The 25,062-nt window shown below is 41.2% G+C and carries 24 protein-coding genes and 1 riboswitch; of the genes, 14 read left to right on the top strand and 10 right to left on the bottom strand.

Annotation, left to right across the window (positions count from 1 at the left end; translation table 11 throughout):
- Positions 1 to 73 precede the first annotated feature (73 nt).
- The 3 genes from Q0590_RS10500 to Q0590_RS10490 all read left to right on the top strand — a co-directional run bounded on the left by Q0590_RS10500 (position 74) and on the right by Q0590_RS10490 (position 3,286).
- Positions 74 to 1,390, top strand: a complete 1,317-nt coding sequence (locus Q0590_RS10500) for an NAD(P)/FAD-dependent oxidoreductase (protein WP_302037479.1) — start codon at positions 74 to 76, stop codon at positions 1,388 to 1,390.
- 345 nt (positions 1,391 to 1,735) lie between these two features.
- Positions 1,736 to 2,908, top strand: coding sequence for a hypothetical protein (locus Q0590_RS10495; RefSeq protein WP_302037478.1), 1,173 nt, complete (start codon positions 1,736 to 1,738; stop codon positions 2,906 to 2,908).
- A gap of 6 nt (positions 2,909 to 2,914) precedes the next feature.
- The gene (locus Q0590_RS10490; protein ID WP_302037477.1) at positions 2,915 to 3,286 is read left to right on the top strand and encodes a hypothetical protein; all 372 of its coding nucleotides are present in this window, start codon (positions 2,915 to 2,917) and stop codon (positions 3,284 to 3,286) included.
- Positions 3,287 to 3,390: 104 nt separating this feature from the next.
- On the opposite strand, the gene Q0590_RS10485 is transcribed toward Q0590_RS10490, so the two are convergent.
- The 3 genes from Q0590_RS10485 to Q0590_RS10475 form a co-directional block, all read right to left on the bottom strand.
- The gene (locus Q0590_RS10485; RefSeq protein ID WP_302037476.1) at positions 3,391 to 4,641 is read right to left on the bottom strand and encodes an alpha/beta hydrolase family protein; all 1,251 of its coding nucleotides are present in this window, start codon (positions 4,639 to 4,641) and stop codon (positions 3,391 to 3,393) included.
- A 184-nt stretch (positions 4,642 to 4,825) separates the two neighbouring features.
- A complete protein-coding gene (locus Q0590_RS10480) occupies positions 4,826 to 5,626 on the bottom strand; it encodes a ferritin-like domain-containing protein (protein ID WP_302037475.1) in 801 nt (266 codons plus the stop codon).
- A gap of 23 nt (positions 5,627 to 5,649) precedes the next feature.
- Positions 5,650 to 6,390 (bottom strand): ferritin-like domain-containing protein, encoded by a 741-nt coding sequence (locus Q0590_RS10475; protein WP_302037474.1) that lies wholly within the window; start codon positions 6,388 to 6,390, stop codon positions 5,650 to 5,652.
- Between the two features lie 263 nt (positions 6,391 to 6,653).
- Between Q0590_RS10475 and Q0590_RS10470 the strand changes: the two genes are divergently transcribed.
- Entirely contained in the window at positions 6,654 to 6,791 is a 138-nt protein-coding gene (locus Q0590_RS10470) for a hypothetical protein (protein WP_302037473.1), read from the top strand.
- A 118-nt stretch (positions 6,792 to 6,909) separates the two neighbouring features.
- On the opposite strand, the gene Q0590_RS10465 is transcribed toward Q0590_RS10470, so the two are convergent.
- Complete coding sequence (locus tag Q0590_RS10465) at positions 6,910 to 7,899, bottom strand: TIGR03885 family FMN-dependent LLM class oxidoreductase (protein ID WP_302037472.1); 990 nt, start codon at positions 7,897 to 7,899, stop codon at positions 6,910 to 6,912.
- 170 nt (positions 7,900 to 8,069) lie between these two features.
- Positions 8,070 to 8,246 carry a hypothetical protein gene (locus Q0590_RS10460; protein ID WP_302037471.1) on the bottom strand — a complete coding sequence of 59 codons (177 nt, stop codon included), beginning with the start codon at positions 8,244 to 8,246 and terminating at the stop codon, positions 8,070 to 8,072.
- Positions 8,247 to 8,719: 473 nt separating this feature from the next.
- On the opposite strand from Q0590_RS10460, the gene Q0590_RS10455 reads away from it, so the two are divergent.
- On the top strand, positions 8,720 to 9,769 hold the full coding sequence (locus tag Q0590_RS10455) for a PA0069 family radical SAM protein (RefSeq protein ID WP_302037470.1): 1,050 nt from the start codon (positions 8,720 to 8,722) through the stop codon (positions 9,767 to 9,769).
- A gap of 49 nt (positions 9,770 to 9,818) precedes the next feature.
- Here Q0590_RS10455 and Q0590_RS10450 read toward each other — a convergent pair whose 3' ends face one another.
- From Q0590_RS10450 to Q0590_RS10440, 3 genes are all read right to left on the bottom strand, one after another.
- Entirely contained in the window at positions 9,819 to 11,168 is a 1,350-nt protein-coding gene (locus tag Q0590_RS10450; protein WP_302037469.1) for a M23 family metallopeptidase, read from the bottom strand.
- 161 nt (positions 11,169 to 11,329) lie between these two features.
- Positions 11,330 to 11,551 carry a CDGSH iron-sulfur domain-containing protein gene (locus Q0590_RS10445; RefSeq protein ID WP_302037468.1) on the bottom strand — a complete coding sequence of 74 codons (222 nt, stop codon included), beginning with the start codon at positions 11,549 to 11,551 and terminating at the stop codon, positions 11,330 to 11,332.
- 114 nt (positions 11,552 to 11,665) lie between these two features.
- On the bottom strand, positions 11,666 to 12,577 hold the full coding sequence (locus Q0590_RS10440; RefSeq protein WP_302037467.1) for a zinc-dependent peptidase: 912 nt from the start codon (positions 12,575 to 12,577) through the stop codon (positions 11,666 to 11,668).
- Positions 12,578 to 12,709: 132 nt separating this feature from the next.
- Here Q0590_RS10440 and Q0590_RS10435 point away from each other — a divergent pair, with 132 nt between their 5' ends.
- Positions 12,710 to 13,243 carry a DinB family protein gene (locus tag Q0590_RS10435; RefSeq protein WP_302037466.1) on the top strand — a complete coding sequence of 178 codons (534 nt, stop codon included), beginning with the start codon at positions 12,710 to 12,712 and terminating at the stop codon, positions 13,241 to 13,243.
- 35 nt (positions 13,244 to 13,278) lie between these two features.
- Here Q0590_RS10435 and Q0590_RS10430 read toward each other — a convergent pair whose 3' ends face one another.
- Positions 13,279 to 14,538 (bottom strand): alpha/beta hydrolase-fold protein, encoded by a 1,260-nt coding sequence (locus tag Q0590_RS10430; RefSeq protein ID WP_302037465.1) that lies wholly within the window; start codon positions 14,536 to 14,538, stop codon positions 13,279 to 13,281.
- A gap of 262 nt (positions 14,539 to 14,800) precedes the next feature.
- Between Q0590_RS10430 and rsmI the strand changes: the two genes are divergently transcribed.
- The 5 genes from rsmI to Q0590_RS10405 all read left to right on the top strand — a co-directional run bounded on the left by rsmI (position 14,801) and on the right by Q0590_RS10405 (position 19,930).
- Entirely contained in the window at positions 14,801 to 15,481 is a 681-nt protein-coding gene (gene rsmI, locus Q0590_RS10425; protein WP_302037464.1) for a 16S rRNA (cytidine(1402)-2'-O)-methyltransferase, read from the top strand.
- Entirely contained in the window at positions 15,447 to 17,108 is a 1,662-nt protein-coding gene (gene lnt, locus Q0590_RS10420) for an apolipoprotein N-acyltransferase (protein WP_302037463.1), read from the top strand. Before rsmI ends, lnt begins: the two co-directional genes overlap by 35 nt.
- A gap of 61 nt (positions 17,109 to 17,169) precedes the next feature.
- Positions 17,170 to 17,964, top strand: coding sequence for an inositol monophosphatase family protein (locus Q0590_RS10415; protein ID WP_302037462.1), 795 nt, complete (start codon positions 17,170 to 17,172; stop codon positions 17,962 to 17,964).
- Between the two features lie 80 nt (positions 17,965 to 18,044).
- Positions 18,045 to 18,230 carry a FeoB-associated Cys-rich membrane protein gene (locus Q0590_RS10410; RefSeq protein WP_302037461.1) on the top strand — a complete coding sequence of 62 codons (186 nt, stop codon included), beginning with the start codon at positions 18,045 to 18,047 and terminating at the stop codon, positions 18,228 to 18,230.
- Positions 18,231 to 18,664: 434 nt separating this feature from the next.
- Positions 18,665 to 19,930 (top strand): PAS domain-containing sensor histidine kinase, encoded by a 1,266-nt coding sequence (locus tag Q0590_RS10405; protein ID WP_302037460.1) that lies wholly within the window; start codon positions 18,665 to 18,667, stop codon positions 19,928 to 19,930.
- A 54-nt stretch (positions 19,931 to 19,984) separates the two neighbouring features.
- Here the strand turns inward: Q0590_RS10405 and Q0590_RS10400 are convergent, their stop codons facing one another.
- Positions 19,985 to 20,551, bottom strand: coding sequence for a hypothetical protein (locus Q0590_RS10400; protein ID WP_302037459.1), 567 nt, complete (start codon positions 20,549 to 20,551; stop codon positions 19,985 to 19,987).
- 269 nt (positions 20,552 to 20,820) lie between these two features.
- A riboswitch (SAM riboswitch) is annotated at positions 20,821 to 20,927 on the top strand.
- A 228-nt stretch (positions 20,928 to 21,155) separates the two neighbouring features.
- Between Q0590_RS10400 and Q0590_RS10395 the strand changes: the two genes are divergently transcribed.
- The 3 genes from Q0590_RS10395 (at position 21,156) to Q0590_RS10385 (ending at position 24,896) form a co-directional block, all read left to right on the top strand.
- On the top strand, positions 21,156 to 22,475 hold the full coding sequence (locus Q0590_RS10395; protein WP_302037458.1) for an O-acetylhomoserine aminocarboxypropyltransferase/cysteine synthase family protein: 1,320 nt from the start codon (positions 21,156 to 21,158) through the stop codon (positions 22,473 to 22,475).
- Positions 22,476 to 22,545: 70 nt separating this feature from the next.
- Positions 22,546 to 23,580 (top strand): homoserine O-acetyltransferase family protein, encoded by a 1,035-nt coding sequence (locus Q0590_RS10390; RefSeq protein WP_302037457.1) that lies wholly within the window; start codon positions 22,546 to 22,548, stop codon positions 23,578 to 23,580.
- A 65-nt stretch (positions 23,581 to 23,645) separates the two neighbouring features.
- On the top strand, positions 23,646 to 24,896 hold the full coding sequence (locus Q0590_RS10385; RefSeq protein ID WP_302037456.1) for a homoserine dehydrogenase: 1,251 nt from the start codon (positions 23,646 to 23,648) through the stop codon (positions 24,894 to 24,896).
- The last annotated feature ends 166 nt before the right edge of the window (positions 24,897 to 25,062 follow it).

Here is a 25,062-nt window from a genome sequence, read left to right as displayed (position 1 = left end):
GGAACCGGATTTTGCAATACATTTAACTATCGTAAGCTGGTACTCCATGCCGGCAGATGTATCCTGATAAGTTATGACTCAAACAGCCAGAATTGCAGACATTGGTAAACCCCGGATTATTATTGTTGGAGGGGGCTTTGCAGGTATTGAACTGGCCAAATCGCTCCGGCAGGCCGATGCGCAAGTGATCTTGATAGATAAGCAAAATCATCATGCTTTTCAGCCCCTTTTATACCAGGTAGCTACGGCAGGCCTGGAAGCAGATTCTATTGTATATCCCTTCCGCAAGATATTTGAAGATCAGAAAAATTTTTACTTCCGTATGGCTGAAGTAGAAAGTGTAGATACAACCAGGCAAATTGTACATACTACCATTGGCGAAATTACCTACGATTACCTCGTAATAGCTACCGGCGCAACAACTAATTATTATGGGAATGAGCAAATTCAGGAGCATGCAGTACCGATTAAAACAATTGAAGATTCAATTGCCTTGCGCAATAAGATCTTAAGCAATTTTGAAAGGGCCTTGCTTACCGATGATGATGAGCAAATGAACAGCCTGATTGATTATGTGATTGTAGGAGGAGGGCCTACTGGAGTAGAGATAGCCGGTGCGCTGGCAGAATTAAAATTGCATGTATTTCCGCAAGATTACCGGGAACTGGATTTTCTGAAAATGGATATCCATTTGATTCAGAGTGGGCCCCGATTGTTGAATGGTATGTCTGAAGAAGCTTCTTTGAAAGCACTTGATTTTTTACAGGAGTTAGGCGTACACGTATGGCTTAATTGCCGCGTAAAATCCTATGATGGGTATACCGTAGAATTTGAAAATGGCGAAAAACTTATTACCCGTACACTTATATGGGCAGCAGGCGTTTGTGGCATGCCTATTCCTGGTTTGCGGGAAGAAAGTGTACTGAAAGGTAATCGTTTGCAAGTAGATATCTATAACCGGGTGCTTGGCTATAAAAATATATTTGCGATAGGAGATGTCGCAGCCATGATCACCAGAGCTACTCCGCAAGGTCATCCGATGATGGCCCCTCCGGCTATGCAGCAAGGAAAAGCACTGGGAAAAAATATTTGTTGCTTGCTGGAAGGCAAACCTCTAAAAGCATTCCGGTATTACGATAAAGGAAGCATGGCAACCATTGGCCGCAACAAAGCCGTAGTAGATTTAAATGGGTACAAAACACAGGGAATTATTGCCTGGTTTGTGTGGATGTTTGTACACCTGATCTCCATAGTCGGGTACCGCAACCGGCTGGTCGTACTCATGAATTGGATGTGGAGCTATTTCAGTTATGATAAGGGTATACGCCTAATCATTGGAAATAAAAAGGAAAAGCAAGTAGCCAGAGAAAAAGAGGCCATGCCTACTTGATTGTAGAATGGAGAAAAGAAATAGCCTGTTTAATGTTGCCAACCTACTCCTGTGATGTGTATGCATTCTTAGAGTTAAGCAAACAAACCTTATATTTTACCTATGTACAACTTCACCATACCTGACCATCAAATTAGCAAAAGATCTTCGCTGATCGACAAATTAAGTACGCCTTTCGTTTTTACTATTTATTTTTTGATGACGGCAGCTGCTTTTTTTTGTGTAATCCGATATGGCAGAAATATTCCATTAGCAGAAGACTGGCTCCTAGTAGCACCATTGACAGGCAATGAACCAGATTTATTGAGCTGGATATGGCAACAGAATAATGAGCACCGGATTGCTTTGCCTAAATTAGTTATGCTTGGGTTGCTAAAACTCACCAATGGAAATTTTAAAGCTGGCATGTATGTAAATGTGCTATTGCTTAGCAGTCTGTCATTAGGCGTATTACTGTTCCTAAGAAATCTCCGTGGGGGCCATACAAAATATGTAGATGCCTTTTTTCCTATACTTTTGCTTCACATTGGTAACTGGGAAAATATGGTCTGGAGCTTCCAATTAGCTTTGTTACTGCCTACACTGCTAGAGTTTGTTTTTTTTCTGGTGCTTATAAAAAATCCATTATTGAATAGGCAAGGCGCAGCGTCAGCGGCTGGTTTAATTCTCATAGTACTGCCCTTGTCTGGTGGAAATGGCTTGCTATTCGTACCTCCTTTGGCTCTATGGTTACTCTATTGCGGATTAGTTAACTGGCGAAATCTGTCCATATCTCAATCCAGAAATCGGGTTTCTGGTATTTTACTCACTTGTTCTCTTGTTTCAGTACTGCTTTGTGGTGTGTATTTTATAGGTTACATACCTACTACTTGGAATCCGCCGAGCCCGGGTATGGTTGAGTCCATTATGACTACAGGTAAATTTGTTTTACTAAGCGTAGGACCAGCTGTAAAATATTCGTGGAAAATAGCTGGATTAGCTATTATAGGTATATGTAGTTTGGTTGGATGGTGTCTGTACCTTGTAATTAAGGCATCATGGCAACGAAAACAAACAGAAGAACAACACAGAGCTTGGATCTTATTATTCTTATTCTTGATTATGGTTGCGTTTTCGATTGCCATTGGCTGGGGCCGTGCAGGTTTGGTACCACAGTTTGGAATGCCAGACCGTTATGTTATTTTAGCATCTCCCTTATTGTTTATCTGTTTCTTTGCCAGTGAGTTTTTTGAAAAAAGAGGTTTTATTCAAGTCCTCCTATTTCTCATGATGTTTCTGCTGATTCCATATAATACAAGAGCTGGCTTTAAATGGCATGAGTGGTACAAGAAAGGAATTGTAGGATTGGAATCAGATATGGCTAAGAATATGACAAATCTGGAATTAGCTAAAGAAAATAAAGCTTTCCTGATCCATTGGTGGGGAGATGAAAAACTTGCCGAACATATAAAAATGCTAGAAGAAGTAAATAGCAGTCCATTCTATAAGCCAAAAGCCACTAGTCAATCTAATAAGTAAAAACGATTGCGCGAAGTGACTATTGATGTTATTTGCCCAAATTGTGCTAATAAAGCATTATTTAATTCAGCATATGAAGGCAATTATGTTAAATCTCCATCTAAAAATGGGAAGGTTACTTGTAAAAGTTGTGGCTTCAATGCTCCATTTATTTTTTCTAATAAATATTATTTTTATCAAATTCCAGTTGGAAACAAAATCTTATATGCCCGTACATTAGAAGACTTAATTGTACTAAGAAATTATTTTCAAAAGAATTTCATAAATGCTGAAGCAAGAGACCCGGAATTAGATTTCCCCAAAATCTTTTATATAAGGCGAAAGGAGATTGTTAAAAAAATAAATGTCGTTTTAGAAGGTAAGACTTTACATAATTAATTTACTTAACATGGAGTTGGATTTTCTATGTAAAAATGACAGTTACCATTCTTTAACAAATATGTAAGTGCATTTACAAGCGAAGAGCATTTTTGTGTGGTGCGTTATTTAACAGGTTCTGGTTTTAAAAAAGAATTGAAAAATACAAACATTTCCAGGGTATAAGGACCAACAGAACTAAAATGATTTCCGCCTTCAATAGCTTTTAATTGAACCTGAGTAGTGCCATTCGCCTGCATTGCTTCATAAGCTGATTGTGAATTATAGAAGGGAACAAAATCATCCTGAGTACCATGTACTAATAAAACAGGCGCAATAGGCTTCCAGTCGTATATATCATTATCCTTAAATGCATTCAACATAGCCGTATCCTGGTTAGACAGGATAGCCTGCCTGAATTGTTGTGTAAATAATTCTTTAGGATATTTGCTTACTTCCGCTGCTACGCCTTTGGAAGCCACCGCATTCGCATAGGGCTGATTGAGGAAAGAGGGGATAGGCCGGTTAAGGGAATACACCGTATTGTAAGTTTGCAAAACCCATAAGTAGCTGTTAATAAAATCTAAGGGTTTATCAGAGGCTAGTATATCTTTAGCAAAAGCTGTTTTATTATAAGCTCCTGCCGCAGGTGCACTAGCTGTTACCGTAAATTCTGCTGCATGCTTTTCTTCAATTAGTTTGTGTAGAGCCATCGTCGCATAGCCGCCTTCTGAATACCCAGCCAGAAATAGTTGATTGGTAAACTGAACACCATTTTTTGCAAAAAACTCTTTGGATGCCCGCAGCATATCAAGGGAGGCAGATGCCAGAGAAGCGGCATGCTCATAGGGATGAGCCACCTCTTCTGAGGTGCCGTAGCCAATATAGTCGGGGGCAGCCACTATAAAACCAGAGGAAGCAAGCACTGTTCCAAACGTGGAAGATTCGCTGCCTGAGCCGTAGTTCGAGGGCGCATGCTTATTATCAGTAATGGTGCCATGCTGATGGCTGATCAACGGTAAGGGTTTGTTAGCAATGGGTATAATTAACGCGCCTGAGGCTTGAATAGCTTTATTATCTATATTTTGCGTCGTGTAGGTAATTTTATACACCTTCACATCATATTTAGTAAACAGCCCAATTTCAGGACGGTTGCCTATCCGTTTTTTTATCTGATCGATGGTATACGTACCAAGCAACTCAGCTTTTATTAATACTGGAGTCCGGGTAGCCGGCTGGCTTATTTCCTTTTCAGGAGCAATTGTGCTTTCCTCATTTTTACATCCTGCACTGATCAGACAACTAAAAAGGAATAGATGGATGAGAAGGTATGAGAAAAAATAGCGGGTTTGAAAATGGCTGGTTATATGCTTCATTCAATGTTATTATTCTAAGAAATAGCTGTAGAAGTATAAGCATAAAACTGGCTGGAAGGTTCCTTTCATGTTTGAACGAAAATAAAAGAGATAGCTTATGTGAATTACTATGGCAATACTGAACTAAATAAAAAAGCCTTGAACAATAAGAGTCCAAGGCTTTTCAGTATAACGCAATTCTTCCTTATTTTTTCAGGAACAGGCTGGCAATAGCAGTAACTTCTTCTTTAGTGAGGGGCTCATCAAAAGCACCAGTAAAACCACCTTCATCTACCGTTGTAATGGTTTTTAGATTCACTCCAGCTTGTGTCTGCATGTTCTCACCACTGTATACTGGCTGAGTAGCATATGGCATTCCTCTACCCCGGTGATTAAAGTAGATCCATCCGAATTCGTCACGCATCATCCGGATTTTGGCCGCATGACGGGCTTCTATTGAATGTATTTGCAGGGCAGCCGTTAATAAAGTATCATTATCTATCAGATTAGCCGCCTGGCCTTTATAGGCCCGTACGCCAGTATCTTCAAACGCTTGAGATAATACTTTAAACTGATCATAGTCGCTGAAAGGCATAAAGGCGCCGCCGGCGGTAAAATCAAATTCCGGCTTATCAATGGGAGTCCCCCCAATGCTTTTTATGGCAGCCTGCAAAAATTCTACGTGCTGTTTTTCATGCTTACTAATCTGCATAAACACTTTTTCGTCGTTGGTGCCTTTAGGAACAATGGTATCCAGGCCCATCATATAAAATTCATTTTCTAAATATTCAAGTAGAAGGGCAAAATTCAGTACGTCGGCATTGTCTTCGTGTGCGGCCATGGCTTTTCTAGGCGTTACTGTAGCAGCTAACGGGATAGCACCCAGTGCCATTTTCTTCCCCCAGTCACCTAGTTGACGGAACATAGCCCGTCTGCCAGAGGCCATTTGTTCATCCAGAGTAATCTTCTGTGGATCAATTGTATTGAGTAAATCAAATATATTCATGTTTGTTTGTAGGTTTGGTGGGTTTATAATTCACTGGCGTCTATTTTATTCAAAATAAAGGGGTTAGCTGCTTCCAGTACCTTAGCAGGTTCGTAGGCAAGGTCTAATCCGTTCATATCTATAATATCATCGCCGGCAAAGGAGGTGGGGTCTGTGTCTACCAGCGAACGGATGATAGATGCATGACGAGCTTCCACAGATACTATTTTACCTGCAATGGTCAGCAAATCAGCACTTGCTAATCTTTTACCGGCACCATTATAAGCGGCTATACCCAGGTCTTCAAATGTTTTGGCTGTTTGCAGAATGCTTTGCTTATCTTCAAAATTTACAGCTTTAAAGTCGAATTTGAGCTGGCCAATAGCTTTTTCTCCCAGGGCAGCTTTCAGAAAATCCCGGTGAACTACCTCGTGGTCGCGGATTTCCCGCAGCGAACGTTGTTCATAGTAGTTGAACATAGACGCAAAAGATGAAGAAGCTACTACTTGAATGTAGAATTCGGCTTCTAGTTGCTCCAGCGTATAGGCATAGTTTAACACCCCAGTGTCGCCCTTGCCCAGCCTGACAGTTTTAAGTACATAATCATCAGGGTCTACATCTACTGGATACGGAAGTTGATCTAATACTTCTTTACAGCCACTGAGCACTATGGCGGTTGAGGCAGTAGCAAAGCCTGCAAATTTCAAAAACGACCTGCGTCTGAGATTTTCCTGGTTCCGGGCAGAAACAGTACTTTCCTTGCGATTAGTTAATGGTACACGCATACATGAAATGGTTTAGGTTTGATAGTAGGAAAAGGCTACAATTTCTTGTAGGTGCCATACTTACGACGATGGAGGAAAGCCAGATTTAATTAGAAAACGAAAAATAAAAAGTTCATCTAAAAATTATACAGAGTTTAAGCTTTCCTTCAATATATAATAGACGCTCTTTAAAAATTTATAAAAAAAATTAGTTTGTAATTAATACTACATTCGAACCAACTAAGCTGAATCGCGTAGGAATAGCAAACCAACCAAACTACATTATGCCAGCAACTAAGAAAAAATCAGAGAAAGAAGATCCTTGTTGGAGTGGATACACACAGGAAGGAATGAAAACAAAAGATGGAAAGAAAGTACCAAACTGTGTACCGGAGAAAAAGTCAGCTTCTAAAAAAGGTTAACTATAAGTAATCCAGATGTACCTTCAAAAAAGAAGCTCTTGCTTTTACAAGAGCTTCTTTTTTGAAGCATTAATAAAAATATAGGATAAGCAATAGACTTTCAATGGTATCTATATTATCATTTTCCTGGAGTAGCAGCCCGGTTTTGCTGTGTTAAAGCAGGGACAACTTTTTGTCCAAAAGCATCAATAAATTGTTCTTGGTGACGGTTAACATTATGCAGATACAGATTTGAAAAACCGAGTTCTATATCTTTGGCTAACCATTCTATATGCTGATCGGTACTGGACGAAATACGCACGAAACTATCTAAATCCTCTGGCCGCACGTGTTTAGCTGCATAATCGAATTGTATGGGCATTTGTAGCTCAGTCAGCAAAGAACTTTCAAAGATATTAGCCCGCCATTGTTCATGAGCTCCCATACGAGCTGTTTTATCATCTTTGTCATAAGAGAGTTGAACTTTCAGGTACATCGGTTTGCCTTCGCCACCTCCTTGCCGGAAAGCATCTACTACTTTTTGTAATTTTTCGGGTGGCGCAGAAACGGTGATTAAGGCGTCGGCCCAGCCGCCTATCCACTTGGCTGTTTTTTCGGTAATAGCTGCACCCACAATTAACGGTGGATTTTGAGGGCGGCTATAAAGCTTGGCATTTTCGACTACTACTCTTCCAATATGATTGACTGTTTCGCCTGCCCACAAAGCCCGCATAACATCTACACACTCTTTCAACCTGGCGTTCCGTTCTTCTTTCATAGGAAAGTGTGTACCGGTAATATGCTCATTTACGGCCTGACCGCTACCTACAGCTATCCAGAATCTGTCTGGAAACATTTCTTGTAACGTTGCAGCAGCCTGGGCAATAATTGCCGGATGATACCGCTGCCCCGGCGCATTTACTACACCATAGGTGAAAGGAGTGGCCTGCATAGCTGCCCCCAGCCATGACCAGGCGAAACCGCTTTCGCCTTGTTCTTCTGTCCAGGGATGAAAGTGGTCGGAGCACATGGCAGCCGTGAAACCAGCTTTTGCTGCCTGCTGTACGTAGGTAAGAAGCGTACTGGGTTTAAATTGTTCGTGAGATGCATGGTAGCCAATTTGTATCATAAATGGAGTGAGTTAGGTTTATAGTTAGTGCTATCAAGGTATCGGATAGAGCTCAATAATATGCCGGTATAAGGCTGTAGGCGTTTAAAAGATGTTGTTTAAAGGTCTACAGCCTTGTAAGCAGCAATATGTTGTCTGTTGAATAGCAAGAAGGAGATTCACAAGCACAATCAAATGCTGTTCTTGCCTTTTGTGCCTCCCGATTGATCTTCATTCTTATTTCTGCCCTGACTGGAATCGCCGGTCTGTTTCGAATCTTTTTGATGTTCATCCTGCCCTTTTCCTTTAGGTTTATCGGCTGGCGGATTACTTTGTTTATTGGGTGATTGATTGTGTCCTTTTGTCATAGCTATAGGTGTTAGAGGTGCGTTTAGTTTCGATACGGAGGTACGAATAAATGGTTGTATCTGAAAGGATGTTTAAGGCTTTGTACAAGAGCTGAACTAACTACTCAGTTCAACCAATGTGATAATTTTGATTGTGTATTTTTAAGGCGTTACTAATAATAAAAAAAATCAAAAAAATCGAAACCTTTAAATATTGCTAGAGTATAAGCTATTAGTAACATTTAAAAATAAGAATTTCCAACAAATATTATTTAATTTATAGGTTATTGTTATGTTGTAGTAGCAGTAGTAACCATCATATCCAAAATTAACAACCGGGTAAAAATAGTAAAAGATATAGGTTTAGAATATGTAATGGGGTTATTTTGTATCGTAGATTCTCGAAAACCTGCTTACTCATAGTAAGCAGGTTTTTTATTTTGTGCCAAGCTTAACTTGTAGCAAATCTCCTGTACAGGTGCTATCTTTTGCGCATGAATTATCATAAAGGCCGAGGTGCACAAATCAATACTGGCATTAAATTTAGCGAAACGCAAACCGGACACATACATCTGGAAGGCATAGATGAAGAAACGGAAGGTAGCAGTAAAACCGAGCTGTTGTATGAGCATCCTAAAAAGATAGTAAATACGATCGAAAGTCCGGATTTATATGCTATGCGTTCAGTAAATCCCTATCAAGGATGCGAACATGGTTGCATCTATTGCTACGCCCGGAATAGCCACGAATTCTGGGGCTACAGCGCCGGATTAGATTTCGAACGCAAGATTATTGTTAAACAGCAGGCGGCCAGTGTGCTGGAACAAGAATTTCTGAAAAAGACCTGGAAGCCTGCACCTATTTCATTATCTGGAAATACAGATTGTTATCAGCCAGTGGAGCGGAAACTGGAAATTACCAGATCTTTATTGAAGGTGTTTGTAAAATATGCACATCCGGTAAGCATCATCACCAAAAATAGTCTCGTTTTGCGTGATATAGATCTGTTGCAGGAATTAGCGAAAAACAATCTGGTACATGTATATATTTCTATTACGTCGCTGGATGAAGCGATACGCATGAAAATGGAGCCCCGAACAGCCACAGCCAAAAATAGATTGCAGACTGTCCAAAAACTCACAGAAAGTAGTATACCCGTAGGAGTAATGGTTGCGCCACTCATTCCATCTCTAAACCATATGGAGACGCCAGGCATTATCAAAGCGGCTGCTGATCATGGTGCAATTACTGCAGGATACACGGTAGTACGGTTAAATGGAGCCGTTCAGGAGATTTTTCAGGACTGGCTACATAAAAATTTCCCGGATAGAGCTACTAAGGTGTGGAACCAGATAGCCGAATTGCATGGAGGCCAGGTAAACGATTCGCAATGGGGAAGAAGAATGGTAGGAGAGGGTGTATTAGCACAAAGCATTGCTCAGCTATTTTCTGTAGCTAAACAGAAATATATGAAAGGAGGCCAAATGCCTCCTTATGATCTTACAAAGTTCCAGCGAGGCGGAAACCTGAATTTATTCTCTTAATCACATAAAGTAAAAGTCGGCTATTTGCCAGCCTATATACCTTGCGTATTTATGAAATGGGTAACCAGCCCGCAATGCCATCAGGTGTTTTTACGTATAGAAAAGAGCCAAAACTAGCTAGTACCGGAAGTTGGGTGCCAGGTTCAACGGTAGCCAGAAAACCAGCTGAGGCAGCAGGCTGATCCAGAATCTGCGTAAGGCTGGCTATTTTTTGTGTCCGGATAGGTTTCTCCGCATTCTCTATTTGTTTAGCTTCAATATAGCCAATTGTATTATCCGGTAAACTTACTTTATACCAGTCTCTTACTCCGCCTAAAATATACACAGGGGTATGCTTAAGAATCTCCGATAAGGGGCTAGATTTTTTATCTGGCGAGATACGTACAATTCCTTTCTTACCAGATGTTCTTGCCCAGGTGCCCAGTCTTTCCATGGGGGCAGTAACGTTAGGCGGAGCTGGAGAACCTACCCGAACCGCAGGTAAAGGATCAATGGCACCTATTCCAAATGTATAAATTCCAAAATGCAAATGTGGAGCTGTGGTACGGGCATTTCCTGTGTTGCCAATTAGTCCAAGCGTGTCCCCAGCGATTACTTTCTGACCTGGCCGCACGAGTTGCTCATCCAGGTGGGCATAATATAAACGTTGTTGCCTCTTTGTATCTTGCAGCCAGACAACTTTGCCGCCTAGCCGATTTTCATTTACAGCCGCAATATAACCATCAGTTGCTGCAATGGCTGGTGTTCCTTTTTTAGCAAATATATCAATGCCTTCGTGGCGGCGTTTGCCTGCATCGCGGTCTGCTCCCCAGAAACTACTAATATTTCGGCTGTCTTTGCCTTGTACCGGAAAAGCTAAGGAAGGTTCACGGGTCATCGTAATAGTGTAGTTTCCACTGCGCAATAATTCTGGCTGCAAACGAATCAGGTATAGGCGGTCTTCTCTGGACTCAAAATCTATAACCGTATTGCTGGTGTCTCCGGAAGCCAGGTGGACAGGGCTTTGCGAGGTGGGTATAGGCGCTTCAAACAAATCTACAAATACCTGCGTTGCCTGCATAGACCGTACTTCCACGCCTACCACCAGCCGTTCACCGCGCTTCAAGGATACTAGGTAACTAACAGCAATTGGTTTATCAGCAGCAAAATAGCCCGTTTCTTTAAAAGGTAAGGAAACTAGTATAGAATCTTGCAGAGCTTTTCTGCCGGCTACTATCCAATCGTTGCCCAGGGCTGTGTTTTCCAGTTTTACATTTTTTAACGCCTGTTCATACTTTTCGTAGGGCGTTTGCTTTTTCAATACTTCTTTTAATGGCTGTTGCACACCTCCACAATTGGTTAGGAAAAATAACATTCCCCAGAGTGCTGCCAGCCGCACCATAGATCTATTCGTGTTCATGCTGATTATTTACAAGAGCTTAACTTATATAACTGCCTGTATATACTACACTAATTTTGGCTTAGTGGTTCTGCCTGAACCGTATGTTTGTAATAAAATAAAGCACCGCCCTATGTATAGAACGGTGCTTTTGAAAGGAATTAATAAAAAGAAGTTCGGAGTTATACCTTTTTGGGAGGTAAGTCAAATGCAGCGGAGTTGTGTTCAAAATAGCCTTTATGAGAACCATCGCAAAAAGGTTTGTTTTTAGATTGTCCGCAGCGGCAAAGAGAAACCAGCGTACGTCCACCTAAGCCGTATACGTTACCCTGTGCATCAACTATTTCAAAATCTCCTTCTACTTTTAAAGATCCGTTGCTGTTTACAGTTAGCTTTGTTGCCATATTGGTTTTTTAGGTTTGGTAAATTTTAGGCTGCAAATTAGTACAGAAAGTATTAAGAACTTTTATAAATAAACGGATGGCTGGTCATTGGGAACTCAACCCATATAGCTGTTATTATGTGTGACTTTCCTGCCAGCAGCAGTTTTTATACTTCTCCCCACTGCCGCAGGGACATGGTGCATTGCGGCTCATTTTCTTGTAATTTGGATTTAATAATTCTTTAAAGTCCAGGTCGTACCGCTTGCGTGGGTTTTGCTGAAACGTTTTAGTAAGCAGTGCATACATATCCGGATGATTGTTTTTTAAGCGGATCGGATCTTCAAAAAAGTATTCCGTGACTACGGCAAAAAACTCAGCTTCATTGGTTGCCCCATACGAATTAATATTGTTTTTACCATCTTTGATGTCCTGCATTTTCCGTTGCATCAGGTCTGTCCAGGGTTGTATGAGTTCATCGGGAAGATAGGCCTTGGGAATTCCGTCTATTTCGCCATCTGCTTCGTCCAGTAAGTGTGCAAACTCATGAATGCCTATATTCGATCGGTCTTTCATGTTGTTATATCCTTGCTCCAGCGCACTTTTGGAAATAATCATATAGTGCTGGTTCTGAAAAGGTTTAACCTGCCCAGCTACGATGTTTTTTACTTCCTTATCTACTTGTTGTGTATCTACAGCCCCTTGGGTAACAAAAACTTCTCCCAGGTTGTCGTATTCCCAGTTATCGAAACCAAAAACAGGGATAATAGCACTGGCTGCCACAAGAACCCGGATCGTATCGTCTATTTCAGTTTTAATGCCAATAATCCTTTTTTCTGAGATAAAGAGATGAACCAGCCTTTCGAATCGTTTTTTCTTTACATCGGATAGTGTGAGGTAAAAACCTACTCGATTTTCCAGAATCTGCCTCCATTCTACAGGAAATGGTTGTTTCTCCAGGTTTTTTCGTCTGCGTTGTTTGCGGGTAGCCCACCGGTAAAATGCGCCAATCAAAATCAGGCAAAAGGCCCCAAAAGCTATATAGTGCATATAAATTCTATAAATCCGTTTTCAGCTTTCAAACGGCGTATCAGGAATATAGTTATTAGCTTTCCTCTGGAAACAAGTAGTAGGTAACGGTTTAATTTTAAATATATTTACAACTCTCCATCTTTACTTTTCATGCATAAGAAACTAGCGGTACGTTTTCAAGACTTGGAGCATTCCAGGCAAGCTTTACTGGTACTTACGGAAGGTTATTCGCAACAACAGTTACTCTTTAATCCTACTGATAATCAGTGGTCGATGGCACAGGTAATGAAACACCTGGTTATGACTGAAACACAGATTTTGCAGTATGTGCTCCGCCGAGTAGAGAAAGGAAATTTACATCAGGCTACCTATAAATCATGGGTGCGGTACATACTGGTAAAACTGGCATTACGTTACCGGAAAAAAATTAAAGCTCCTAAGCAAGTAGAAGCCCCGCCCAAGGTACTCAATCCTATCCAAGTCAGAGAAGAGTGGGAGCAACTCCGGAAGCAGTGGGCAACAATGTTAGAAAAAATGCCTACTGATGTTATAAATAAAAATGTTTTCAGACATCCCTTGGCTGGTGATATGAGTATTAGCCATACCCTGGGTTTTATGAACGAACACGTCCGGCATCATATAGCACAAATTCAACGCATACGCCAGGATACCAATTGGCGGTAATAAGAAATGGGCTTACTGAACTACAAACTCAATCGTTACTTAGCAGCAAAGAAATAAATCAGAATATCATCTATTAAAGAACGCCAGTTACCCCAGGAGTGGCCTTCATTGATTTCGCGGTATTCCAGGGGATATTTTTTCTCTTCCATAATAGCTTTCATCCGCCGGGCTCCTTCCTGTGTATCACTGATAACCCCGGTGCTCATGAATATTTTCAGGGGTAGGGTAGGGCTATCTTCAAACATACCATAGATCTGTGGCCGGTACCAGAAAGAAGGCGAATGTATAGCGATCAGGTTTATTTTGTCACTGGCTTTTACGCCTACATAGGCTGCATTTAAACCACCCAGGGAAGTCCCCATAATGGCTCTGGCATCGGCAGAAGCCTTGGTTTTATAGGTAGTATCTACCGCAGGAATAAGCTCTTCGGTGATAAAGTGTACAAAGCGGTCGTTGAGCGGAAGTTCAAACATGCGGCGGTTATTGTTGACATTTCCATCTTCTCTAGGATCGATAAACACCGCAATAACTGGTTTTATTACCTGGTCAGCAATCAGGTTATCCAAAACATGAAGCATGGCTCCCATTTTTTCGTCGGCATATTCTTGTCCATCGGTAATATAAATAACCGGCAGATCGGAAAGTTGCTGATAATTGGCAGGTGTATATACTTTGTAATTAATAGTATATCCCATGCTTTCGCTGCTGGTCAAAACATTTTCACTTAGCTGTCCTCTGGCAACCTCTTTCCGGCTTTGAGAGATGGCTTCCGGTTTCCACTCTGGCATGCGTAACTCTGAATTCGGACCGCTTCCGCCCCATTGCTGGTTAGGATTTGCCGGGTCCGTGATCCATGTGCGGCCATTGAGCACAATTTTATAATCAATCCGGGCGTTAGCCGGAAAAGCAGCCTTCATGCGCCAGATGTCACTTTTGCCAACCCGGTAGCCCCGGTTATTGAAAATGTGCCCACCGGCAAGGCTGCCCCAGCCATTAAAATCGCCCTGCCAGAAAACCGAATCCGCCTCACCTTTAAATAAAAAGGCAACCGAATCATTTTCTACCAAAGGAATTTGTTTTTTCTTTATCAGGGCGGCCCAAAAAGCATCAATTTGTTTTTTACGTTGTTTGGGGTCTTTTATATTTGCCAGAGAATCCAGGTGATGCATGATTCCGGTAAAGTTGATTGAATTGTCTAGCTTAGCGGAAAAACGTTTCTGTGCTTGTGCAGGAAAAAAATAAAGAATTGCAAAAACAGATAACAGCAAGACAAGGTCCTTTGATTGTATTCTCATAAGCTACTCCTTCATGGTATAAACTCAAAACCTTAAAACTAGTAACCAAAGGTGAGTCTATAAAGTTCTGCGGTCTGGTCCGTATACTGAATTTAGAAAGTTATGAAAATTATTGCTAAAAATATGCTTTTTCTTGAAAAGAACTTTTAATCTTTATCTAATGTCCGTAAACAAAGGATTATCGTAGAAAAAAATAGACAAGAGTTAACAACCAAGATTTTTAAGTTATACTTACTTACTACCAAACATAATTGTTGAATGTATGCACCTGGAAACCTCATTATATGTAGTACCCACCCCGATTGGCAATATGGAAGATATCACGTTGCGGGCGATACGGATTTTGAATGAGGTAAATATTATTTTGGCAGAAGATACCAGGAATACGGTGCACTTATTAAAGCATCTGCAAATTCAGAAGCCCTTGCAAAGCTACCATGCCTTCAACGAACACCAGACCGTACACAGTCTGGTGAAGCGGATGGAAAACGGCGAGAAAATGGCTCTGGTCTCGGATGCGGGAACACCTACTATTTCGGACCCCGGCTTTCTGCTGGTACGAGCCTGCCTGCAACATCAACTGAAAGTGGAGTGTTTACCTGGGCCTACTGCCTTTGTGCCTGCCCTGGTAAAATCAGGATTGCCGGCAGATAAGTTTGTATTTGAGGGTTTTTTACCTCAGAAAAAAGGGCGGCAAACCAGGCTAGAGTTTTTGTCAACTGAAGAGCGGACCATGATTTTTTACGAATCGCCTCACCGGTTGCTTAAAACGCTGGAACAATTTAATCAATATTTTGGCCCGGAAAGGCAGGCATCTGTTTCCAGAGAACTTACCAAAGTTTTTGAAGAAACAGTAAATGGCTCTATTTTGGAAATTATTACGTATTATTCAGAAAAAACTATCAAAGGTGAAATCGTTATCGTGGTCGAAGGTCAGAAATAGCAGGTATTATTTCCTGTGGCTATCAGTGTTAAGTGGCGTGCTGCTTTCCACCGGCTGGATGGCTAAACCCATGGCCTTTTTTTTATTGTTTGCATTTGTGCCCTTACTGCGGCTGGAATCACATCTGGTGAAAAAGAATGTGCCAAAGCCCGGCCGTACTTTTTTCCTGTATGCCTATATAACCTTACTGGTGTGGAATATTCTAACAACCTGGTGGGTATACAATTCTACAGCTATTGGTGGCATATTTGCTATGCTGGCGAATGCTTTTCTGCAAACCATTCCACTTATACTCTTCCGCTTTACTAAAGCCCGCAGCAACGAGAAATTCGGCTATATTTCTCTGGTATTCTACTGGATTGTTTTTGAGTTCATCCACCTGAACTGGGATCTTTCGTGGCCATGGCTTACGCTGGGCAATGGATTTCTGTACACGCCTGAATGGGTACAGTGGTATGAATTTACTGGCGTGCTGGGAGGAACTCTGTGGATCTGGTTAGCCAACTTTACAGTCTACTTTGCATTAGTGAAACACAAAGGTGTGTATACCAAAACAGCCAGGTTGGGTGGGGATATTTATGCCTTGCTAGTAATGTTATTTCCAATAGTGTATTCCTATTATTTGTATGAAACCTATGTTGAAAAAGGCAAAGAGGTAGAGTTTGTAGTTGTTCAGCCGAACATAGATCCCTTTTCCGAAAAATTTGTAGGCACTGAAAACTTTATTCCTTTCGAGCAACAGGTAGAACGGTTTATTTCTTTATCGGAAAGCCAGATTACACCCAAAACCAGATTTGTGTTATGGCCTGAAACTGCCATTGATGGACTTTACCAGGAAGCTACTTTGGAGCAAGAACCTATCCTACAGCAAATTAAAACTTTTGTACAAAAACACCCACAACTCTCTTTGCTCACTGGAATTACAAGCTATACCATCTATGAAAACAAAAAAGCCGCTACTCCTACTGCGCGTTTTCGAAAAGATGTAGGCTATTATGATGTATTCAATACAGCTGTGTTTCTGGAAGGTAACAAACCTGCGCAACTATACCATAAATCTAAACTGGTGCCTGGTGTTGAACTAATGCCATATCCGGCTGTTTTTGGCTTTTTAACTGATCTGATATTTAATCTGGGAGGCACTTCGGGAGGATACGGTAAACAGGAAGAACGCACTGTATTTGCCAATAATGATGGGATAGGTCTTGCACCGGCTATTTGCTATGAGTCGGTGTATGGCGATTTCATGACAAATTATATTAGAAATGGGGCTGATTTTATTGCTATTATCACCAATGATGGGTGGTGGGGAAACACACCTGGGCACAAACAGCATCTGGCCTATGCTTCGCTTAGAGCCATTGAAACCCGCCGGAGCATAGCCCGTTCTGCCAATACTGGTATATCTGGCTTTATTAATCAGCGGGGCGACATCTTGTATCCAACTGAGTACTGGGTGCCAGATGTGGTAAATGCAACTATCCGGAGCAACCAGACTATTACGTTCTATGTAAAAAACGGCGACTATTTAGGACGTATCGCCAGTTTTATTGCTCCCTTACTGCTGTTATCGGTACTGGTGAAAGCACGGATTGCTTTTCAGAAAAAAAGAGCCGTAGCTGGTTAAATTTCAGTCGTAATTTATTACTATTGTTTTCGTATTTTTTAATTAACAAACCTCAAAAATTGTGAATCTGGAAGCCATTTGCCAGCAAGTAGTAGAGTTAGCCCATCAGGTAGGGGCTTTTATATCGCAGGAAGCTGCCTCGTTCGATGTCAGTAAACTTGAATATAAAGGAACAAATAATCTGGTGTCGTATGTAGATAAAGAAGCTGAAAAAGCCATTATTCAGGGATTAACCGGCATTTTGCCAGATGCGGGATTCATCGGGGAAGAGGGCACTTCCGATTACCGTTCAGAAACAACCAATTGGATAATAGATCCTCTGGATGGAACTACCAATTTTGTACATGGTTTACCACCGTATGCCATCAGTATTGCATTGCTGCATGAGGGCCAACTGTTAGTAGGCGTTGTGTACGAGTTGAATCTGAAGGAATGTTTTTATGCCTGGAAAGGGGGAGGAGCTTATTGTAATGGCAAGCCTATCAAAGTTTCTCAGGCTAGCTCTGTCAACGATAGCCTGATTGCTACCGGATTTCCGTATAATGCCCATGGCAAAATGGATATTTACCTGGCTGTTCTGAAAGAGTTTATGCAGAAGTCGCATGGCGTACGCCGGTTAGGTTCAGCTGCCACAGATCTAGCCTATGTAGCTGCCGGGCGGTTTGAGGCGTTTTATGAGTATAATTTAAATGCCTGGGATGTGGCAGCTGGAATATTACTGGTACAGGAAGCCGGAGGAAAAGTAACGGATTTTGATGGAAAAGATAACTACATATTTGGTGGCCGCTTAATTGCCTCCGGACATATTGGAGATGATATGCTGAAACTTATTAACAAACATTGGAAAAATGATTGACCCACAAACCATGCTTTCCGGTGAACTTTTTAGGCTTTTAAGAAGTAATTCTGTTAACGGCCATATTAATCACGAATGAAATGGTAGAAGCTATAGTTATTGGCATATTGTTTATCGGAGCTGTTGGGTATCTGCTCAGCCAGTTAAGAAATGCCTTTAAAGCAAAAGATCAAGGTTGCGCAAAAGGCTGCGGCACCTGTGCTGCTAGTCAACCTAATGCTGAAAATGCCATTAAATCTGCTTCTGTTTCACGGATGCCTCAGTAATTAAACCTGTACTTGCCTTTCTACCCTGTATTTGTACGTATAGCTTATTTTTTAACGTTAGCTACGTATAATTTTTCTCTTACCGGGTATTATGTAAGGAAATAAAATTTTCAGAGGTATTTTTTTAACTGCCAATGCCAGGCAAAATAGGCGAATCTTACCAAACAGGAGCAGTTTATACAAAAAACAACCGTTTACCGTAAGTGCCAGGTTTCAGGTGCCAGATTTAAATTTGAATGTAGGATTTATGTGATAAATGCAATTTTGAGCCATCAAACTTGCGTGGTACAACTAGTTGCAAGGTTTATTATAAAACCGTTCGATTTCTTTAGATAACATCCACTAGGTACCTTCGTTCTATAGAGTGTAGTTCAAGCCGGAGGGCAGAGGTAGAAAGACATGAGTATGGAGCTATATTTAACTATGTAATGACTATGGGAAACAAAATATCTACGATTGAACCACGTACAATTTCTTATATATCGGTAGTAAAAGACCCTGCCGGGGAAGCAGGTTTTGGCATCGACTTAGTTTCTGAAGAAACAACCGAAAATGACCATACAGAAAAATCAGTCAACAATAAAAGCAGGCTAGCCGTCCGGCATAGTGAAGATACAGTGGTTCAGGTAGGTGTTGTTTCGCCAGGAAATACCAGCTATACTATGGACATTAATCAGCTTCCTTTTCCTACAATCATTTGTGATACAGACTTTCAGATTAGTGTAGTAAATAGCAGTATGAATGAGTTTACTGGATTGCCGGCAACGGCTTATACCGGTAAAACTTTTCTGGAGTTTGTTCAGGAAGATTATATAGCCAACCTACTTTCCTTAAAAGACCAGGCCTTACTTTCCGGGAAAGATACAACCGAAACCGAAATCTATTTGTCAGTAAACGGCCAGGCAAACAGATGTGTCTTGGTTAAATCAAAAACACTCAGAGACCATTTCGGAACAGCCAGGCAATTTCTGTTACAGTTGGTAGACCTGTCTCACAGAAACGCCACCGAAGAAAGATTGCGGAAAAAAAGTGAAGAGCTGGAGCGCTTTGTTTACAGCACCTCACATGATTTACGGGCGCCTCTGCGGTCTATCCTGGGGTTGATCTATATTATTCAGCAGGAGACGGATCAGGATGCCGTCAGAACGTACCTGGAAATGATCCGAAGCAGTGTAAACCGCATGGATAACTTCATCAAAGAAATTGTAGATCTTTCCAGAAATTCCAGGCAGCCAATTAATACAGAAGAAATAGACCTGAAAGAGGTAGTAACCGAAATATTTGACTCACTGCGCTTTATTCCCGGTGCTGAAAAAATTGATTTTATCTTAACTATCAAGCAGGCAAGACCATTTGTGTCGGATATCAGCCGGATAAAAGTGGTATTAAATAACCTGATTTCCAATGCTATAGCTTATCACCGCATGCATCAGGAACATCCGTTTATAGAAGTGCGGATAAATGTTACCAATAAGTACTGTTGTATAGAAGTGATTGATAATGGAAGAGGCATACAACAAGAACACCAAACCAAGATATTCGATATGTTCTACCGGGCTTCTGACGATGCCAAGGGTTCAGGCCTGGGGTTATATATTGTAAAAGAGGCCGTACAAAAGTTAAATGGCGAAATCCGGATTAAATCCACCTGGGGCGAAGGTACTACTTTCAGTCTCAAGTTTTTTAACCATACTTTATAAATAGCACTTATTTAATCCACCTATGCCAATAAAAAAGCCCAACTTGGGCTTTTTTTACTTATCAGCAATTTTTATTGTCTGCATGACATCATGGGCTGTTTGCTGCCATTTAGCCCTAATCTGCGATGGACAGGTAAAGTTGAACACATGTACCCGGTTATCTTTAACTGTATATTGCATGTATGAATATTGTTTTACTGCTGAACCTCTCTGGGCTGCATTTGCTTCCTCTTCTTTTAACTCAGAAACAAACTCAAAAACAACATACTCTCTCTTATTGATCGTCTGAATGGTATCCTGAATAAAATTGACGTTGGTATACATCTTGGCAATACCAGATTTGTAAAACTTTTTCAACAATGGAAGGTCTTCTTGCCGCCAACGGGTTTCAGTAATGTTGAGGCCAAAATCTACCACCCGGTCGGGGTTGGTATACATGGCCGTAGGTTTCCGGTAAGTAAAATATTTATTTGCCAGATCATCGTCCGTCATGGGAGTGAAATCAGCCGGCAGGTAAACAATTATTTCTTTGGTTAATTTAATCTTTACTAATTTGTTTTGATCCGCTCCAAAAGCAGAAAAGATAAAGGCAATCAGGAATAAAAAACTGTTAATCATCATACGTAAATCTGAAAAATTACTAGGAATGGAGGTCAGAAATAGTTTAACAAACTACATGCAAAAGTACGTTCTTCTATTTAGAATTTACTATTCTTTCTGTTAAAGAAATAAAAGCTGTTTACTTTTCCCCTGGCTAGGTATACATTTTATCAGTTCAATCGTTGAGTCTGCGGGACTGGAAGCAGTAAAAAAAGACCACAGCAATTTTGAAATATAAAAATACATTCCTATAATTGCCCCTCATAATCAATTACCCTCAACCAGTAGTTGGTTTATAAAGAAGAAGGGAGAGACTAGGCTCTGAGAACTTCTGGCAACCTACTTACACGAAGAAAGGTGCTAAATCCTACCTAATCAGTGTTAGGAAATATAAATTAATTACGATGAACAACTCACACAGTATTACACAACTAACCTGTATCCGGCCAAAAGCCGGCAGATACCTTCTTATGCATGTCCGGCAATGCAGTCATTTCAGGTAATTGCCGGAGGTATCGCAGAAAGCAGCCTGCCTTTTGTATGATTTACCTAGATAAATGTTTAAATTCATGCTGCCACCCGGCAGTACTTCCTAAATATATTAACCAAACAAAACCCAATCCCTATGTCTACTACGCACAAATTTGAAACCCTACAATTACATGCCGGACAAGAAGTGGAAGGAACCACTATGTCTCGTGCCGTACCTATCTATCAGACAACGTCTTATGTATTTAAAAATTCCGAACATGGAGCTAATTTATTTGCTTTAAAAGAGTTCGGCAATATTTACACCCGCATTATGAACCCCACCTCTGACGTATTTGAGAAACGGGTGGCTGCATTGGAAGGGGGAGTAGCAGGTCTGGCGGTAGCATCCGGCCAGGCAGCCCAGTTCATTGCTCTCAATAATATTCTGCAGGCTGGCGATAATTTTGTGTCTACCTCATTCCTGTATGGAGGTACCTACAACCAGTTTAAAGTATCTTTTAAGCGCTTAGGTATCGATGTCCGGTTTGCTGATGGAGACAAAGCAGAAAGTTTTGAAAAACTGATAGATGAAAAGACTAAAGCTCTTTACCTGGAAACCATTGGAAATCCAGAGTTTAATATTCCAGATTTTGATGCCATAGCAGCTATAGCTAAAAAACATGATATTCCCTTAATTGTAGACAATACGTTTGGTGCCTGCGGATACTTGTTCCGGCCAATAGAACATGGAGCCAATGTAGTGGTGCAGTCGGCAACGAAATGGATAGGCGGACATGGAACCAGTATTGGAGGCGTGATTGTAGATGCTGGTAACTTTAACTGGGGCAATGGCAAATTTCCTCAATTCTCTGAGCCAGCCGAAGGATATCATGGACTTAATTTCTGGCAGGTGTTCGGCGATCAGGGCCCTTTTGGCAACATAGCTTTTATTATCCGGGCACGGGTAGAAGGGCTACGTGATTTTGGTCCGGCAATCAGTCCATTTAACTCGTTCTTATTGCTGCAAGGGCTGGAAACCTTGTCGCTGCGCGTAGACCGCCATGTGGAAAATGCCCTGGCATTGGCAAAATGGCTGGAGTCTCATCCGGAGGTAGAAAGTGTAAATTACCCTGGTCTGGAAAGCAGCCCATACAACGGGCTGGCGAAGAAATACCTGAAAAAAGGGTTTGGCGGTGTTTTATCGTTCAGAATAAAAGGCGGTAAAGCCCAGGCAGAACAGTTTGTAAACAGCCTGAAATTAATAAGCCATCTGGCTAATGTGGGAGATGCGAAAACCCTGATTATTCACCCCTCTTCTACAACTCACCAGCAGCTGGCTGAAGAAGAGCAGATACGGGCAGGTGTAAATCCATCGCAGTTACGGATTTCTGCAGGTATTGAACATATAGACGATATAAAAGCAGATTTACAGCAGGCATTTGAAGCTGTATCAAAAACGGCAGTAGCTATTTAAATAAATACTGGATAGTATTTCTGGACATCTTCAGAAATACTATCCAATTAACTCTAAACGCCTATTATCATTGGAGCATAAACAGTTCAATTATCAGCAGCCCTTTTTACTGGAGTCTGGCGTTATCTTGCCCAGAGTCCAGGTTGTTTACAGTTATTTCGGCACCCTGAGTCCAACACAAGACAATGTAATATGGGTATGCCATGCCCTCACGGCCAATTCAAATGTGGAAGACTGGTGGAAAGGGTTAGTTGGTCATGGAAAACTCTTTGATCCTACGCACCATTTCATTATCTGTGCAAACATTCTGGGATCGCACTATGGAACCACCGGCCCGCTTTCCGTTGATCCCGTATCTGATGAACGGTATTACCATAATTTCCCATTCGTTACTATCCGCGACATGGTAAAGGTTTTGGATTTACTCAGAAGAGAACTCGGCATTCTTAAAATTCATACCTGCATTGGCGGTTCCTTAGGTGGACAACAAGCCTTGGAGTGGGCAATTATGGAACCAGACCTCATCGAAAACCTGGTGCTTATCGCTACAAATGCCCAGCATTCTGCCTGGGGTATTGCCTTTAACGAATCGCAACGGATGGCAATAGAAGTAGACCCAACCTGGCAAGAACGCCGCCCAGATGCCGGACACGCAGGTATGAAGGCTGCCCGCTCTATGGCGCTGCTGTCTTACCGGAACTACGATACCTATCTGAAAACGCAGACGAACTACAACGTAGAACAACAAGATCATTTTCCGGCATCTTCTTACCAGCGGTATCAGGGAGACAAACTGGTGAAACGGTTTAATGCCTTTTCTTACTGGATACTGTCTAAAGCCATGGATTCACATAATGTAGGGCGGGGAAGAGGAAGCGTCATTAAAGCCTTGGCTAAAGTAAAAGCCAAAACCCTGGTGCTTGGCATAAAAACCGATTTGCTTTTTCCAATAGAAGAACAAAAGCTACTGGCGAGTTACATTGCCGATGCCCATTATGACGAAATTGAATCTTTATATGGCCATGATGGTTTTCTGATAGAATGTCCGCAGATTGCGAGTTTATACAAATCTTTTCTGACAGCTAATATTAAAATAGACAGATAATTTGCATAGCTGCGTAAACAACAGCTATTTTTTATTTTACCCCTTTACCAAACTTATTACGACGAATGAATAAACACGTAAAAATAGGCTTGTTCGGCTTTGGTTGTGTAGGCCAGGGCTTGTACGATATACTCGAAAAAAGTGAAGGATTCCGCGCAGAAGTCAGCCGCATTTGTGTGAAAGACCGCACCAAAGCCCGACCCATTGACAACCGGTATTTTACATTTGATAAAGACGATATTCTGGAAGATCCGGAAATTAACCTGGTCGTAGAACTTATTAACAATGCTGACGAAGCCTATGATATTGTGACCACTGCTTTAAAAAAAGGCAAAACTGTAGTAACAGCCAATAAAAAGATGCTCGCCGAACATTTAGAAGAGCTGGTTTATTTGCAAAATAAATACAATACTTCCCTGCTGTATGAAGCTTCGGCCTGTGGCAGTATTCCGATCATCCGCAACCTGGAAGAGTACTACGACAATGAATTATTGTATTCTGTTAGTGGTATCATGAATGGCTCTTCTAACTATATTTTATCTAAAATATTTAATGAAAACCTTAGCTACCATACCGCTTTAAAACAAGCCCAGGACCTAGGTTTTGCCGAAACTGACCCTACCCTGGATGTAGGAGGGTTTGATGCTTTAAACAAATTATGTATTCTGATAACCCATGCTTACGGTACAATTGTAAAACCAGAAAAATTATTTAATTATGGCATACAAAATCTGTCGGACTACGATATTCAGTTTGCCAAAGAGAAAGGATATAAAATAAAGCTGGTAGCTTCGGTACGCAAAATTGCCGAGAAAAGTATTGCCGCCTTGGTAATTCCGCAGTTCGTTAAAAAAGAAGAGTACCTCTACAATGTGGAAAATGAATACAATGGGGTAACCGTAGAGGCTGCTTTTGCCGACAGGCAATTTTTTATGGGCAAAGGTGCCGGAGGCCACCCTACTGGCTCAGCGGTCCTTTCCGATATTTCTGCTTCTACCTATCATTACAGGTACGAATACAAAAAACTGGCCCAACATCATGATATTACCTTTAGCAATGATGTGTACCTGGAGGTTTATCTGCGCTATCATCAGAAAGAAGAGGTGGAGTTGTTGCAGTTCAAAGACATATCCGAAAAGTATTCCGGCAAGCATTTTAATTATGTAATTGGCATCGTATATATTGCTAAATTAGCTGCCATAAAAGAGGAGTTAGCCGGGCGCAACATATTTATTGCAGCAACAGGTAATACATTCCAACGGGTTGAAGAGCAGAAACTTAAACAGCCAACAGAGGTAAGCTTGCAACTTACTTAAACTCCTTCTGCTTGCGAGTATTCCATGCTGTATGCTACTCATGCAGCATTTTTTGTTTTACCTGCTAAAGGGTAAATCAGTTAAATGATGAATACTGACAATTCAGCGTACAGAAATTACCTTTCACCAAGTTTTGTTTGCCCAATTACCGTGAATTTTTAACCTT

Origin of the sequence: Rhodocytophaga aerolata (assembly GCF_030503435.1) — a bacterium.
In the GTDB taxonomy this organism is placed as follows: Bacteria; Bacteroidota; Bacteroidia; order Cytophagales; family 172606-1; genus Rhodocytophaga; species Rhodocytophaga aerolata.
The sequence above is the reverse complement of the archived record's forward strand: the minus strand, read 5'-3'. Positions and strand labels throughout refer to the sequence as shown.